The sequence below is a fragment of the Aeromonas sp. R7-2 genome, from assembly GCF_040908105.1.
Lineage (GTDB): Bacteria > Pseudomonadota > Gammaproteobacteria > Enterobacterales > Aeromonadaceae > Aeromonas > Aeromonas caviae.
Genome location: NZ_JBFODC010000037.1, coordinates 62,950 through 76,691, shown reverse-complemented (window position 1 = coordinate 76,691; position 13,742 = coordinate 62,950). Strand labels below are relative to the sequence as shown.

General features: G+C 62.6%; 14 protein-coding genes. 10 read left to right on the top strand and 4 right to left on the bottom strand.

Features of this window, described 5'->3' with window-relative positions:
* The first annotated feature begins 625 nt into the window (after positions 1-625).
* The 5 genes from AB5Y47_RS18560 to AB5Y47_RS18540 all read left to right on the top strand — a co-directional run bounded on the left by AB5Y47_RS18560 (position 626) and on the right by AB5Y47_RS18540 (position 6,559).
* Entirely contained in the window at positions 626-2,554 is a 1,929-nt protein-coding gene (locus AB5Y47_RS18560; RefSeq protein ID WP_102983736.1) for a PTS mannitol transporter subunit IICBA, read from the top strand.
* 37 nt (positions 2,555-2,591) lie between these two features.
* Entirely contained in the window at positions 2,592-3,737 is a 1,146-nt protein-coding gene (locus AB5Y47_RS18555) for a mannitol-1-phosphate 5-dehydrogenase (RefSeq protein WP_052815685.1), read from the top strand.
* 97 nt (positions 3,738-3,834) lie between these two features.
* Complete coding sequence (locus AB5Y47_RS18550) at positions 3,835-4,356, top strand: MltR family transcriptional regulator (RefSeq protein WP_010672759.1); 522 nt, start codon at positions 3,835-3,837, stop codon at positions 4,354-4,356.
* A gap of 94 nt (positions 4,357-4,450) precedes the next feature.
* Positions 4,451-6,241 (top strand): sodium:proton antiporter, encoded by a 1,791-nt coding sequence (locus AB5Y47_RS18545; RefSeq protein WP_045523088.1) that lies wholly within the window; start codon positions 4,451-4,453, stop codon positions 6,239-6,241.
* A 69-nt stretch (positions 6,242-6,310) separates the two neighbouring features.
* Positions 6,311-6,559: a hypothetical protein gene (locus AB5Y47_RS18540; protein ID WP_010672757.1), complete on the top strand. Its 249-nt coding sequence runs from the start codon at positions 6,311-6,313 to the stop codon at positions 6,557-6,559.
* A 35-nt stretch (positions 6,560-6,594) separates the two neighbouring features.
* Here AB5Y47_RS18540 and AB5Y47_RS18535 read toward each other — a convergent pair whose 3' ends face one another.
* Positions 6,595-7,113 (bottom strand): mechanosensitive ion channel domain-containing protein, encoded by a 519-nt coding sequence (locus tag AB5Y47_RS18535; protein ID WP_039039767.1) that lies wholly within the window; start codon positions 7,111-7,113, stop codon positions 6,595-6,597.
* A 9-nt stretch (positions 7,114-7,122) separates the two neighbouring features.
* Positions 7,123-8,088, bottom strand: a complete 966-nt coding sequence (zntB, locus tag AB5Y47_RS18530) for a zinc transporter ZntB (protein ID WP_201890531.1) — start codon at positions 8,086-8,088, stop codon at positions 7,123-7,125.
* A gap of 131 nt (positions 8,089-8,219) precedes the next feature.
* Between zntB and AB5Y47_RS18525 the strand changes: the two genes are divergently transcribed.
* The 3 genes from AB5Y47_RS18525 to AB5Y47_RS18515 all read left to right on the top strand — a co-directional run bounded on the left by AB5Y47_RS18525 (position 8,220) and on the right by AB5Y47_RS18515 (position 9,668).
* Positions 8,220-8,672, top strand: coding sequence for a YaiI/YqxD family protein (locus AB5Y47_RS18525; protein WP_039039769.1), 453 nt, complete (start codon positions 8,220-8,222; stop codon positions 8,670-8,672).
* A 121-nt stretch (positions 8,673-8,793) separates the two neighbouring features.
* Positions 8,794-9,063, top strand: a complete 270-nt coding sequence (locus AB5Y47_RS18520; RefSeq protein WP_010672753.1) for a PepSY domain-containing protein — start codon at positions 8,794-8,796, stop codon at positions 9,061-9,063.
* Positions 9,064-9,110: 47 nt separating this feature from the next.
* Positions 9,111-9,668, top strand: a complete 558-nt coding sequence (locus AB5Y47_RS18515) for a cytochrome b/b6 domain-containing protein (RefSeq protein ID WP_239052849.1) — start codon at positions 9,111-9,113, stop codon at positions 9,666-9,668.
* A 106-nt stretch (positions 9,669-9,774) separates the two neighbouring features.
* On the opposite strand, the gene AB5Y47_RS18510 is transcribed toward AB5Y47_RS18515, so the two are convergent.
* Positions 9,775-10,980, bottom strand: a complete 1,206-nt coding sequence (locus AB5Y47_RS18510; protein WP_041214374.1) for a NupC/NupG family nucleoside CNT transporter — start codon at positions 10,978-10,980, stop codon at positions 9,775-9,777.
* A gap of 527 nt (positions 10,981-11,507) precedes the next feature.
* On the opposite strand from AB5Y47_RS18510, the gene dbpA reads away from it, so the two are divergent.
* Both dbpA and AB5Y47_RS18500 read left to right on the top strand, forming a co-directional pair.
* A complete protein-coding gene (dbpA, locus tag AB5Y47_RS18505) occupies positions 11,508-12,887 on the top strand; it encodes an ATP-dependent RNA helicase DbpA (RefSeq protein ID WP_039039771.1) in 1,380 nt (459 codons plus the stop codon).
* A gap of 85 nt (positions 12,888-12,972) precedes the next feature.
* Positions 12,973-13,263, top strand: coding sequence for a YkgJ family cysteine cluster protein (locus AB5Y47_RS18500; RefSeq protein ID WP_039039772.1), 291 nt, complete (start codon positions 12,973-12,975; stop codon positions 13,261-13,263).
* A 9-nt stretch (positions 13,264-13,272) separates the two neighbouring features.
* On the opposite strand, the gene AB5Y47_RS18495 is transcribed toward AB5Y47_RS18500, so the two are convergent.
* Entirely contained in the window at positions 13,273-13,695 is a 423-nt protein-coding gene (locus AB5Y47_RS18495; RefSeq protein WP_069785431.1) for a hypothetical protein, read from the bottom strand.
* Positions 13,696-13,742: the final 47 nt, after the last annotated feature.

Genomic DNA, 13,742 nt, shown 5'->3' with positions numbered 1-13,742 from the left:
CTGCAAAAGCCCGCATCCTGCGGGCTTTTTTATGGCTGCGCTCCGCGGGCAGGCGGGATGGGAGACCCGCTCGCAGGCCCCTGCCTGCGTCGCTACCGGCAGGGAGGAGCGAGACGGGATCGGCTCAGGATCCGCCGCCAGGGCGTCAAAAGAGGCCTTGTCGGAACCGAACCTCTCGGGGGAAAAACTGAAAGTGGGTTACAAAATAAATGATTCATTGGTGATTAACGATGAACTGCGGCATATCCATCGTCATTACTTGCGAATACGAGGCGACAAACCATGACTCATTTGAGTGCAAAATTTGGTTTTGTGACGACAATCACGTTGACACCGTGTTTGCGCAAACCACAAAACGAGACATCAATCACAAAAAATTGACACCCAGAGGCGAGAAGATCGAAATGTAGCCGAAATACAGCGACTGACTGTGATCGTCATCACTATGCCGGGAGGGGGGAGGTCGGGGTATTTGAGATCCAGGTCACAAGACACCCCGTTTTCAGCCTAATTTGATCACAAGCTGGTAGATTGAAGTTGCTTAGACGACTGGGATGGGAGTTCGGCAAAACTCGTCATCCCGACTACCACTTTTAATCACACAGGCTTAAAACGGGGTCCCGACATGTTATCACCGGATACCAAAGTCAAGATACAGAATTTTGGACGCTTCCTGTCCAATATGGTCATGCCCAACATAGGCGCCTTCATCGCCTGGGGCTTCATCACCGCCCTCTTCATCCCCACCGGCTGGCTGCCCAATGAAACCTTGGCCAAGCTGGTCGGTCCCATGATCACCTACCTGCTGCCGCTGCTCATCGGCTATACCGGCGGCAAGCTGATCGGGGGTGACCGGGGGGCCGTGGTCGGTGCCATCACCACCATGGGCGTCATCGTGGGGACCGACATCCCCATGTTCATGGGCGCCATGATGGTCGGCCCGCTGGGTGGCTGGGCCATCAAGCGCTTCGACAAGGCGATGGAAGGTCGCGTCAAGAGCGGCTTCGAGATGCTGGTGAACAACTTCTCCGCCGGCATCATCGGCATGTTGCTCGCCATTCTCGCCTTCTTCGTCATCGGTCCCTTCGTCAAGGTGCTCTCCGGCGCCCTGGCCGGTGGTGTCGACTTCCTGGTCGCCCACAGCCTGCTGCCGCTGACCTCCATCTTCGTCGAGCCGGCCAAGATCCTGTTCCTGAACAACGCCATCAACCACGGCATCTTCTCGCCGCTCGGGATCCAGCAAGCCACCGAACAGGGCCGCTCCATCTTCTTCCTGATCGAAGCGAACCCGGGTCCGGGCATGGGCGTGCTGCTAGCCTACATGGTGTTCGGCCGTGGCGCCGCCAAGCAGTCCGCTGCCGGTGCGTCCATCATCCACTTCTTCGGCGGCATCCACGAAATCTACTTCCCGTACGTGCTGATGAACCCGCGCCTCATCCTGGCGGTGATCGCAGGCGGCATGACCGGGGTCTTCACCCTGACCCTGTTCAACGCCGGTCTGGTCTCCCCCGCCTCCCCGGGCTCCATCTTCGCCGTGCTGCTGATGACGCCGAAAGCCTCCCTCATCGGGGTGTTGCTCTCCATCGTCGCCTCCGCCACCGTCTCCTTCCTGGTCGCTGCCGTGTTCGTCCGTGCCCAGCAGCCGGAAGCCGACGAGGCCGATGCCCTGGGTGAAGCCACCCGCAAGATGAAAGCCATGAAGGGTGCCAAGCCCGAGACCACCGCCGCCAAGAAGCCGGAAACCGAGCTGACCGCAGTGCGCAACATCGTCGTCGCCTGCGATGCGGGCATGGGCTCCAGCGCCATGGGCGCCGGCATGCTGCGCAAGCGGGTGCAGGCCGCCGGTCTCGACATCAGCGTCACCAACCGTGCCATCAACAACCTGGACGATCAGGTGGATCTGGTCATCACCCACAAGGATCTCACCGACCGTGCCCGTCGCCATGCGCCGCATGCACAGCACATTTCGCTGACCAACTTCCTCGACAACGCCCTCTATCAGGAGCTGGTGCAGAACCTCAGCCTGGCCAACGCGGCCAACGATGACGTCGCCAACCCGCAACTGCTGGTGGCGGCCAACGACGACAGCTACGAGCCGCAGGAGCCGGAAGTTTTCACCCTGAGCCTGCAGGACGTGCACCTGGGCCTCAAGGCCGAGAGCAAGGAAGCGGCCATCGTGACCGCCGGCAAGCTGCTGGCCGAGCGAGGCTATGTGGCACCGGACTACGTCGACGCCATGCTGGAGCGCGAACAGCTGGTCTCCACCTACCTCGGCGAATCCATCGCCGTGCCCCACGGCACCATCGCCGCCAAGGAGCACGTGAAGCGTACCGGCATCGTCATCTGCCAGTACCCGGCCGGAGTCGCCTTCGGCGAGGGCGCCGATGAGGTAGCGCGCCTGGTCATCGGCATTGCCGCCCGCAACGATGAACACATACAGGTCATAACCCGCCTGACCAATGCACTGGATGAGCCCGGTCTCGTCGACCGTCTGGCCAGCACCCAGGATCCCCAGGAGTTCCTGGATCTGCTGGGGGCCGAGCAGGCCGCGTAATCATCCGTCATCGTCTTTGGTTGTAGAGGTTAATATCATGAAAACATTGCATTTTGGTGCCGGCAACATCGGTCGGGGCTTCATCGGCAAACTGCTGGCTGACGCCAGCCATCAGGTCACCTTCGCCGACGTCAACGAGACCCTGATCGACCAGCTCAACCACCGCCAGGAGTACAAGGTGCACGTGGTGGGCACGGATCAGAAGCTGGACGTGGTGCGCAACGTTGCCGCCGTCAGCTCGGCCGGACACGAGGTGATCGCCCGTATCATCACCGCCGATCTGGTCACCACGGCGGTCGGCCCCAACATCCTGGACAAGATTGCCAGCACCCTGGCCAAGGGGCTGCAGGCCCGCTTCGATGCCGGCAACCTGACTCCCCTCAACGTCATCGCCTGCGAGAACATGGTGCGCGGCACCAGCCACCTCAAGGAGGAGGTACTCAAGTACCTGCCGGTCGCGTATCATGCCACCCTCGAGCAGTGCGTCGGCTTCGTCGACTCGGCGGTGGATCGCATCGTTCCGCCCGCCGCGGCGAACGACGATCCCCTGGAGGTGACGGTGGAGAGCTTCAGCGAGTGGATCGTCGATCGGACCCAGTTCAAGGGGGAGCTGCCCCAGGTGGCGGGCATGGAGCCCACCGACAACCTGATGGCCTTCGTCGAGCGCAAGCTGTTCACCCTCAACACCGGCCACATCGTCACCGCCTACCTCGGCAAGCTCAGGGGCTATCGCACCGTGCGCGAGGCGATCGAGGATCCGCTGATCCGCAGCAAGGTGCGCCGCGCCATGGAGGAGAGCGGGGCCGTGCTGGTGAAACGCTACGGCTTCGACCCGCGCCTGCACGCCGCCTACATCGAGAAGATCCTCTCCCGCTTCGCCAACCCCTATCTGGTGGACGAGATTGACCGGGTCGGTCGCCAGCCGCTGCGCAAGCTGGCGGCGGGGGACAGGCTGGTGAAGCCGCTGCTCGGCACCCTGGAGTACGGCCTGCCGAGCGATCACCTGCAGGAGGGCATCGCCGCCGCACTGCATTACCGCAATGAGGACGATCCCCAGGCGGTGGAGCTGCAGGCCATGCTGGCGGAACTTGGTCCGGCACGGACACTGGCCCGCGTCACCGGCCTGGATGAGCACAGCGATGTGGTACGCACCATCGTCGCCCGTTACAACAACTTGAAGTGACCTGATGGGGTGGCGTCACACCGCCCGTGACGGACCCCATACGATACAAACCGGGGGAGGGCCTGCTCTCCCCCTGTCAGCCGGACCCGAAGCACTTATGACCACACACCAGGAAGATGAAGTACTGGAGCGACTGAACGAGCAGGATGGCCCCCGCGGCTTCTTTCTCGAGGTCGTGACCATCCTGGAAGAGGCGGTCGACTCCCTGATGCGGCGAGCCTTTCGTCAGGAGGAGTATGCCGTCAAATACGCCATCGAACCCCTGCTCAACCAGAGCGGACCCCTCGGCCAGCTGGAGGTGCGCCTCAAGCTCATCTTCGCCCTCGGCCTCATCTCCCTCGAGCGCTATCAGGATCTCGAGGCGTACCTGAAGATCCGCGACTTTCTGGTACGCGACCCCAAGGATTACCGCTTCAGCGACAAGCCGGTCCGCGATCTGCTCGAGCGCCTGAATGCCATCCAGCAGGGCAGCATGATGCCGCAGGATCCCCCGGCCAACGAGGAGGACTGGCCCCTCTACCAGATGCAGCTCAACCGGCTCGATCAGATGGTGCGCTCCGCCCTGGTGCTGGCGGTGACCGATTGCGTCACCGAACTCCACAAAGAGAGCCCCATCTGATCTGAGCGGCTCTCCCCTGCACGCCTGGCGGGTGTCATCTTGCCCCCCTTCCCCGCTACACTAGGTCCAACCCCATCACCTGTACGAGGTTGGCATGATTGCTCTCTCCCTCGCCGGAATAGCCCTCATCTCCCTGCTCGCCCAATGGCTTGCCTGGTCCGTGCGCGTTCCCGCCATTTTGTTCCTGCTGCTGAGCGGCCTCTTGCTCGGTCCGGTGACCGGTCTGCTCGATCCCGATCAGTTGCTGGGGGATCTGCTGTTTCCCCTGGTTTCCCTCTCGGTCGCCATCATCCTGTTTGAAGGAGCGCTGACCCTGCACCTGACCGAACTCAAGGGGATCGGCAAGGTGGTACGCAACCTCTGCTCCACCGGCATGGTGACCAGCTTTGCCGTCATCGGCGCCGCCAGCTACTTCCTGCTTGGGCTGGACTGGCGGGTCGCCATGGTGCTCGGCGCCGTGCTGGTAGTGACCGGCCCCACGGTGATCGCCCCCATGCTCAACGTGATCCGCCCGGTCCGGGAGGTGGACAAGATCCTGCGCTGGGAGGGGATCGTCATCGACCCCATCGGCGCCCTGTTCGCGGTACTGGTGTTCGAGGCGGTGCGCCTCGGCAGCCAGGGGGATCTGGTCGGTCATACCCTGCTGGCCCTGGCCAAGACGGTGGGAGTGGGGTCGCTCATCGGGGTCGGTGCCGGCTGGCTCACCACCCTGCTCATCCGCAAGGACTGGCTGCCGGTCAGCCTGCACAAGTTCGGGGTACTGGCGCTGGTGCTGGTGACCTTCACCCTGTCTGACTGGCTCAGTCACGAATCCGGCCTGCTGGCGGTGACGGTGTTCGGCATCTGGCTCGCCAACCAGGAGGGGCTGGATCTGGAGGAGGTGCTGGCCTTCAAGGAGGATCTCGCCGTCATTCTCATCTCCTCCCTCTTCATCCTGCTGGCGGCCCGCCTCGATCTGGCCCAGCTCTGGCAGCTCGGCCCCATGGTGCTGGCCCTGCTGTGCGTGGTGCAGTTCGTGGCCCGCCCGCTCTGCATCCTGGTCTCGACCCGGGGGTCGGACCTGCCCTGGCGCGCCCGCGCCCTGCTCGCCTGGATAGCCCCCCGGGGCATAGTGGCGGCGGCGGTCAGCGCCTCCTTCGCCATCAGCATGCACGAGGCCGGCATCGAGGATGCCGACAAGCTGGTGCCCCTGGTGTTTGCGGTCATCATCTTCACCGTGGTGCTGCAGAGCCTGACGGCCACGCCATTGGCCAGATTGCTCGACATGCGCCAGAGCGCCCCCAATGTCTGGCTGCTCATCGGCGCCAACTCGGTGGCCCGGGCCATCGGCAAGGCGCTGGCGGATCAGGGGATCCCGGTGCAGCTCTCCGATCCTGCCTGGGAGCACTGCAAGCTGGCCCGCATGAGCGGCCTGCCCTGCTACTTCGGCAATCCCCAGTCGGAGCACGCCGAGCGGCACCTGCCCCTCACCAGCATCAGCACCGTGCTGGCGCTCTCTCCCAGCCGCCACAACAACGCCCTCGGGGTACTGCACTTCGCCCACCTCTACGGGGAGGAGAAGGTCCACTCCCTGCGTTCCAGCGAACAGCACGGCAAGGCCAACCGGGAGAGCGCCACCTTCCGTGCCCGCCAGAACCTGTTCGGCGCCGACATCAACTTCGCCAGGCTGAGCGGCCTGCTGAGCCGGGGCGGGCAGATCAAGGCGACCCGCCTGAGCGACACCTTCGACTGGGACCAGTATCAGGAGGCCAATCCCGGCGCCATTCCTCTGTTCGTGCTGGATGCCAGAGCCAGACCCAGGGTGGTCACCGGCCCTGTCACGCCGCTGCCCGGGGAGCTGCTGATCGCCCTGCAACCGCCCCGTGAGGGGGCGACGGCGCCCTGATCCGATGACGGCGCCACCGGGAAGGAGAACTAGACTTGAGGGTGGCGCCATGAGTCATAGGAGGATGTCATGACAGTCAGTGAATTGCGCGCGCTTCACCAGCAGCACAGGTTCAAGGAGGCGGAGATCATGCACGACATCGTCTCCCCCGGCTGGATCGTGGAGTTCAGAGGGCAGGACGGCCACCTCTACGTGATGACGGACACCCTGGGGTGCCCCATGAGCTTCTCGTCCACCGAGGAGGCACGGGACCACATCCACCTGGTGGCCGACTGCCCCGTCCAGGTCGAGCACCTCTACCGCTTCTTCGAACGCTGAACAGCCACGAAAAAGGCTCCCGAGGGAGCCTTTTCTCATTCCGGCTGCGTGGACTCAGCCTCCTTTCCCTCCAGCCGCCTCACCGGCTTTTGCAGAATAAGGTTGGCCGGATAGGTGACCAGATCGCCGTTGTCATCCCGCACCCGCACGTAGAAGAGGCCGATCTCGGTGATGATGCCGGTGACGGAGTCATCCTTGTCGAGGATGCGGATGCGATCGCCAATCTTGTAGGGGAAGGCGAAGAAGATGGTGATGCTGGCGGTGATGTTGGAGAGGATCGACCACTGGGCCACCATGGCGACCCCCAGTACCGCGAAGAAGGAGGAGGCGAGCACCACCAGCCGGGAGAAGTCGAGCCCCCAGACCCCGGCCAGGATCAGCAGGGTGGCGCAGCCCAGCAGGAAGTGGAATACGTGCTCCACGTAGAGTACCCGGTTCTCGCTCACCTGCCGGCTCTGGCCAAGGGCCATCAGGCTCTTGTGAATGAGGCCGCGCACCAGGGTGTGCCCCAGCAACAGCAGCAGGGTCACGCCAAAAGATTCCCATGTCGTCATGTTCACTCCTTACCACCAGCGCCTGTGCTTGAGCCAGACCGCCAGTCCGGTCGCCAGCACCAGCAGGAAGCCACAGAACACCCAGAAGGCGGTCGGACTCTCGGCCCCGGGGATCCCCCCCAGGTTGATGCCGAACAGGCCGGTCAGGAAGCTGGCGGGCAGGAACAGCAGCGCCATCACCGACATCTGGTAGGCACGGCGGTTGGTCGCCTCCGCCATCAGGTTGTTGATCTCGTCCGCCAGCACGGCGGTGCGCGCCACCCCGGCATCCAGATCGTCGAGCCAGCGCCGCAAGCGGTCGGCGATGTCGAGCAGGCGTCGCCTGTCATCTTCGTCCAGCCAGCTGATCTTCTCGTTGGCCAGGCGCGCCACCAGATCCCGCTGGGGGGAGAGGTAGCGACGGATCATGATGAGCTGCTTGCGGATGCGCGCAAGCCGACCGTTGGCGGGCAGGTCGCGCATCAGCACCATCTCCTCCAGATCCAGGATCTGGTCGTGCAGCTCCTCGACGAACTCCCCGGCCCGGTCGGTCAGGGCGTCGCATATCTCCACCAGCCAGTCGGCGGGTGTGTCGGCACCGCCCCCCAGCGACAGCTGCTCGAACACATCTTTCTCGGAGAGCAGCGGACGACGTCGGCTGCTGATGATGAGATCCGGCGTGATGAAGATCCGCAGGGCCACCATCTCTTCAGGCCTGTGATCCTTGTTGTGGTTGATGCCGCGCAGGATCAGCAGCACCGTCTCCCCCATCCGCACCAGCTTGGGACGATTGCTCTGGCCGAGCAGGGCCTCCCGGGCCGCCTCCCCCAGCAGCGGCGTCTGCAGCAGCCAGCGCGCCGACTCCGGGTTGCCATAGTCCAGATGCAGCCAGCCGGGCTGGGCACAGGGGATCTCGCTACCTTCGGCCAGCGGGATCATGCCCCCCTTGCCGTCCAGGGTCAGGCCATAAATCACGTCACCGGGCACCCGATCCATCTCGTCTCCTTCTCGTTTCATGTGCAGGCCCCAGCTTACACCAAAGGCGGGGACGACTCAGCCCCGGGGCAGCCGCCCCGCACCAGCCATGCTAAGATGCGCCACCCGTTCCAGACACAGGAAGCCATGCCATGCCCATCTGGGTTGATGCCGATGCCTGCCCCATCCCGGTCAAGGAGATCCTCTACCGCGCCGCTCACCGCGCCCAGGTGGTGACCACGCTAGTGGCCAACCAGGGGCTCAGAGTCCCCCCCTCCCCCTTCATCAAGACCCAGCAGGTGGAGAAGGGCTTCGATGTGGCAGATCATGTCATCGCCCAGCAGGTCAAGCCAGGCGACCTGGTGATCACCGGCGACATTCCCCTCGCCTCCTGGGTCATCGACGCCGGGGGCGAGGCGCTCAATCCCCGGGGCGAGATCTACACCCGGGAGACCATCCAGGCACGGCTCGGGATGCGCAACTTCATGGAGGAGCTGCGCTCTGCCGGCGTCCAGACCGGTGGCCCTGCGCCCTTCAACGCCGCCGACAAGCAGCGCTTCGCCAATGCGCTGGACAAGTGGCTGGTCAGGGGCAAGCTGAGCTGATCACCCTCTCCCCGGCCCACCGCCGGGGAGAGCCATTCATTTCCCTTTTCCCTTAATTCTTCCTTAATGCTCCTTGATTAGCCTTGCGACTGTTGACCCAACCACCCGCAAGGAGCAAGCAATGAAACTGACCCCCCTGTTGTTACTGATCCCCCTGTTGAGCGGCGCAGCCCTGGCCGACCCCCAATGCACCCAGGCCGACAAGAGCAAGTGGATGAGCGAAGCCGACGCCCAGCAGCAGATCAAGGCGATGGGCTACGACATCAAGAAGTTCAAGGCCACCAAGACCGGCTGCTACGAGATCTACGGCTGGGACAAGGAGAAGCGCAAGGTCGAGATCTACTTCGACCCGACCGACCTGAAAAAGGTGAAAGAAGAGATCGACGAGTAACGCCGCCCCGGCCGGTCTTCCCCCGGCCCCCACCATGGAGCCTTGCCATGACACCTGCCTCTGAAGTGAAAGTCTGGGATCCCCTCATCCGGGTGTTTCACTGGGCGACCGTCACCCTCTGCCTGCTCAACTTCTTCATGCTGGAAGAGGGCAGCAAACCCCACAGATATGCTGGCTACACGGTGGGCATCCTGCTCATCATCCGCCTGCTGTGGGGACTGGTCGGCCCCTATTACGCCCGCTTCGGCCAGTGGTGGCCAACCCCTGCCCGGGTCCGCTACTACCTGCGCCAGCTCGCCCAGGGGCGCCACCCCTACTACCTCGGCCACAATCCGGTCGGCTCCCTGATGATCTGGCTGCTGCTGCTGTCCCTGGTCGGGACCGTCGTCACCGGCTGGCTCACCACCTGGGATGCCTTCTGGGGCGAGGAGTGGCTGGAGGAGCTGCACGGCATCATCGCCAACACCCTGATGGCCGCCGTTGGCGTCCATGCGGCAGTGGTACTCCTGACCGATCGCCTCACCCGCAGCGATTTGGTCCGCGCCATGGTGCTGGGCAAAAAGCGGGTCCCCGCCAACATCAAGGTGGAAGACCCCCGCGCTTGATGGCCGGGCTGCCGACCAGTCCCCTCCTCTGTTCACCCGCTCATCTGCCCAAAAAAAGACCCCCTGCCAAGGCAGGGGGTCGTCATGAGCAGCGCGGGGGGAGGACCTAGATCATCACACCGGCGATAACGGCGGAGAGCAGGCTCACCAGGGTGGAGCCATAGACCAGCTTCAAACCGAAGCGGGAAACCATGTTGCCCTTCTCTTCGTTGAGCGCCTTCACCGCACCGGCAATGATGCCGATGGAGCTGAAGTTGGCGAACGACACCATGAAGATGGAGAGGATCCCGACGGTGCGCGGGGAGAGCTCGGCGGCAATCTTGCCCAGATCCATCATGGCCACAAACTCGTTGGTCACCAGCTTGGTCGCCATGATGGAGCCTGCCTGCAGCGCTTCACTGCCCGGGATGCCCAGGATCCAGGCTACGGGATAGAAGATGTAGCCCATGACGTGCTGGAAGTTGACGCCAAACGCCGCCTCGAACAGGTAGTTGATGAGGGCGATCAGGGCGATGAAGCCCACCAGCATGGCACCGACGATCACCGCCACGGTGAAACCGGCCATGATGTATTCCCCCAGCATCTCGAAGAAGTTCTCCTTCTTCGGCGTATGGTGCTCGTCACCCTCGGCCAGCGCCTTGGCATCGGTCACGGTATTGTCGGGCTCGTAGGGGTTGATGAGGGAGAGCACCACGAAGGTGCTGAACATGTTGAGTACCAGTGCGGCCACCACGTAGCGCGGTTCGATCAGCTGCATGTAGGCACCGACGATGGACATGGAGACGGTGGACATGGCTGTCGCCGCCAGGGTGTACATCTGCTTCTCGTTCAGGTGCGGCAGTATGTTCTTGAGGGCGATGAAGTTCTCGGACTGACCGACGATCATGGAGCTGATGGCGTTGAAGGACTCCAGCTTGCCCATACCGTTGATCCTGGCCAGCACGGTGCCGATGCCACGAATGACGATGGGCAGCAGACGGATGTACTGCAAAATGCCGATCAACACGGAGATGAAGACGATGGGCATCAGCACCATCAGGAAGAAGGAGAAGGCCCCTTCGTTGACCAGACCGCCGAACACGAAGTCGGTCCCCTGCTTGGCAAACTCCATCAGCTTGGTGAAGCCGGCGGCAAAGCCACCCACCACCGCCAGACCCACTTCGGAGTTGAGCATGAACCAGGCGAGCGCCAGCTCGACCACCAGCAGCTGGCCGATGTAACGCAGCTTGATCTGTTTCCAGTTGCGGCGGTTTGCCAGCAACGCCAATGCCAGGACCATCACGAGTCCGAGCACGAAATGAACGTATTCCATACCAGTAGCACCCATTGAATTGTTATTTTTGACCGGCGCCATCATAAAGAACTGCATATTTAAAAATCAGAGAATCATCACAATCCGCGGTAAAAATATGCATGCGAAATAATACAAACGTTTTTAAATTAATTGCCAAGGCACATGATTATTAATCGTCATTGAGAAAGCTTAAAAATAAATCAAAAACAATAAGTTATGCTCTTTCATTAATTTTATTCCTCATTCATATATATATTTCATAACGGCCATATCCCATATGACATCCTCCGATGACTCATCATCACAAGGACATGTTTAATTAAAAACGTTTTCTCGCCATTCATCATGATCTGGCCATGACCACCCTGTTCCATTGTGATCTTTTTACATACCGCAAGCCCGTCAACGCAGACAGAAGCCTCCATCGGCAACCCATGACACCAACCGTTCAAATATTCACCGCATCCGGCGGCACATTCTGGTATGATGCGCCCCCTTGCGCACCGCGCACCCCCATTTCTGATTTTCCGACATAGAGTCCTTTTGTGAACAACAGCGAATTTAGCAGCCTGAACCTCTCCTCCGCCCTGCAGGACAACCTCGCCAGCCTGGGCTATCTGCAGATGACCCCGATCCAGGCCCAGAGCCTGCCCCTGGTGCTCGACGGCAAAGATTTGATCGCCAAGGCGAAAACCGGCAGCGGCAAGACCGCGGCCTTCGGCCTGGGTCTGCTGGCCAAGCTGGACGTCAACCGGCTGGCCGTGCAGGCGCTGGTGCTCTGTCCGACCCGCGAGCTGGCGGATCAGGTGGCCACCGAGATCCGCCGTCTCGCCCGCACCCTGCCCAACGTCAAGCTGGTGACCCTGTGCGGCGGCACCCCGACCGCACCGCAATCCGCCACCCTGGGCTTTGGCGCCCACATCGCCGTCGGCACCCCGGGCCGGATCCTCAAGCACCTGGAGCAGGGCACCCTTGAGCTCGACGACCTCAAGACGCTGGTGCTGGACGAAGCGGATCGCATGCTGGACATGGGCTTTGGCGAAGACATCAACCGCGTCATCAGCCACGCCCCGCGGGATCGCCAGACCCTGCTGTTCTCCGCCACCTATCCGGAAGGGATCGCCCAGATGAGCCGCGGCGTGCAACGCAACCCGGTGGAGGTGAGCGTGGAATCCCTGCACGAAGAGAGCGCCATCGAACAGAAGTTGTATGAAGTGCCGGCCGGCCAGCGCCTCGATGCCCTCACCTGGCTGCTCAGCCACTACCAGCCGGGCTCCTGCGTGGTGTTCTGCAACACCAAGCGCGCCTGCAACGACGTGGCCGATCACCTGGCCGCCAAGGGCTTCTCGGCGCTGGCGCTGAACGGTGACCTGGAACAGCGTGAGCGGGATCAGGTGCTGGTGCGCTTCGCCAACGGCAGCGCCACCATACTGGTCGCCACCGACGTGGCGGCCCGCGGCCTCGACATCAAGGAGCTGGGGGCCGTCATCAACTACGAGCTGACCTACGACCCCGAGGTGCATGTGCACCGCATCGGCCGTACCGGCCGCGCCGGCCAGCAGGGCCTGGCCCTGAGCCTCTACCAGCCGAACGAGGCCCAGCGCGTCAACTTCATCGAGGAGTACCAGCAGGCCCCCATTCCCCAGGGCGACCTGGCCGGGATCGGCCGCGACATCAAGCCGATCGCGCCGCAGATGGTGACCCTCTCCATCGATGCGGGCCGCAAGAGCAAGGTGCGTGCCGGTGACATCCTCGGCGCCCTGACCGGCGAAGGCGGCATTGCCGGGGCCGATGTGGGCAAGATCCAGATTTCCGAGCAGTACTCCTACGTGGCGGTGAAGCGCCAGGTGGCGAGCGCCGCCCTCAAGCGGTTGCAGGAAGGCAAGATCAAGGGGCGCAGCTACCGTGCCCGCAAACTGGGCTAAGGTATTTCACACGCCCGGCCAGACCACAGGCGCCTGACAGGCGCCTGTTTCATATCATTCGCCGCCATGCGGCAAGACAGGTGACATGACCCAAGCAATCCAGAGCGATGTGAGCTGCCAGAACTGCGAAGCCTGCTGCTGCCGCCTCGAGGTGATGCTCTTCACCGACACCGGCGTGCCGGACCGCTATATCGAGGAACGGGAAGGAGAAGTGCCCGTGATGCACAGACTGGAAGATGGCTGGTGCGCCGCCCTCGACCGCAACACCATGATGTGTCGCATCTACGAGGTGCGGCCGCTTATCTGCCGTGAATTCGAGATGGGGGAGCCCGACTGCCTCGACGAGCGGGACAAGTGGTTCATCAGGCTGGAATGAACGGGAAGTTCAACCCGTGCTGACGTGGTTCTCCTTGCCTTGCAGCCCCTCGAGGCGCTGTGTCAGCCAGTGGATGGCCTGTGCTTCCTCCTCGAAATAGCGCACCTCCTGAAAGGGAAGCTCGCTGAAGACGTGATCCGCCAGATAACGTTTGAAATCCCCGATCATGACCACCGCCAGAAAGGCGCAGCCATGAGTGGCGCACCAGTTGAACTGGCGACGAAAACGGGCCAGCACCTCGGGGCCGGCGGCCTCGAACTCGGTCGCGACCTCGACGATGCCCCAGGGGGCTCCCTGCAAACGGCTTATCTGCTGGCTGAACTTGCCCTCATAGGCCATGGCGCCTGCCAGGTTGAAAGGGCCGCTCGGCCGACAGATCAGCAGTTGCCCTTGTCGCTGCATCTCAAAATGGCCGTGTGCTTGCACGTTCACCTCCTGCCTTGAGTCCTTCGCTGCGGCTGATATGCCCTGTGTTGCCA

What these genes read in the sequence shown, in the direction of transcription:
- AB5Y47_RS18510 (WP_041214374.1), bottom strand. Translation starts at nt 10,980, where the DNA reads ATGGAATACGTTCATTTCGTGCTCGGACTCGTGATGGTCCTGGCATTG.
- AB5Y47_RS18550 (WP_010672759.1), top strand. Translation starts at nt 3,835, where the DNA reads ATGACCACACACCAGGAAGATGAAGTACTGGAGCGACTGAACGAGCAG.
- AB5Y47_RS18545 (WP_045523088.1), top strand. Translation starts at nt 4,451, where the DNA reads ATGATTGCTCTCTCCCTCGCCGGAATAGCCCTCATCTCCCTGCTCGCC.
- zntB (WP_201890531.1), bottom strand. Translation starts at nt 8,088, where the DNA reads ATGGATCGGGTGCCCGGTGACGTGATTTATGGCCTGACCCTGGACGGC.
- AB5Y47_RS18515 (WP_239052849.1), top strand. Translation starts at nt 9,111, where the DNA reads ATGACACCTGCCTCTGAAGTGAAAGTCTGGGATCCCCTCATCCGGGTG.
- AB5Y47_RS18555 (WP_052815685.1), top strand. Translation starts at nt 2,592, where the DNA reads ATGAAAACATTGCATTTTGGTGCCGGCAACATCGGTCGGGGCTTCATC.
- AB5Y47_RS18525 (WP_039039769.1), top strand. Translation starts at nt 8,220, where the DNA reads ATGCCCATCTGGGTTGATGCCGATGCCTGCCCCATCCCGGTCAAGGAG.
- AB5Y47_RS18500 (WP_039039772.1), top strand. Translation starts at nt 12,973, where the DNA reads ATGACCCAAGCAATCCAGAGCGATGTGAGCTGCCAGAACTGCGAAGCC.
- AB5Y47_RS18520 (WP_010672753.1), top strand. Translation starts at nt 8,794, where the DNA reads ATGAAACTGACCCCCCTGTTGTTACTGATCCCCCTGTTGAGCGGCGCA.
- AB5Y47_RS18540 (WP_010672757.1), top strand. Translation starts at nt 6,311, where the DNA reads ATGACAGTCAGTGAATTGCGCGCGCTTCACCAGCAGCACAGGTTCAAG.
- AB5Y47_RS18535 (WP_039039767.1), bottom strand. Translation starts at nt 7,113, where the DNA reads ATGACGACATGGGAATCTTTTGGCGTGACCCTGCTGCTGTTGCTGGGG.
- AB5Y47_RS18560 (WP_102983736.1), top strand. Translation starts at nt 626, where the DNA reads ATGTTATCACCGGATACCAAAGTCAAGATACAGAATTTTGGACGCTTC.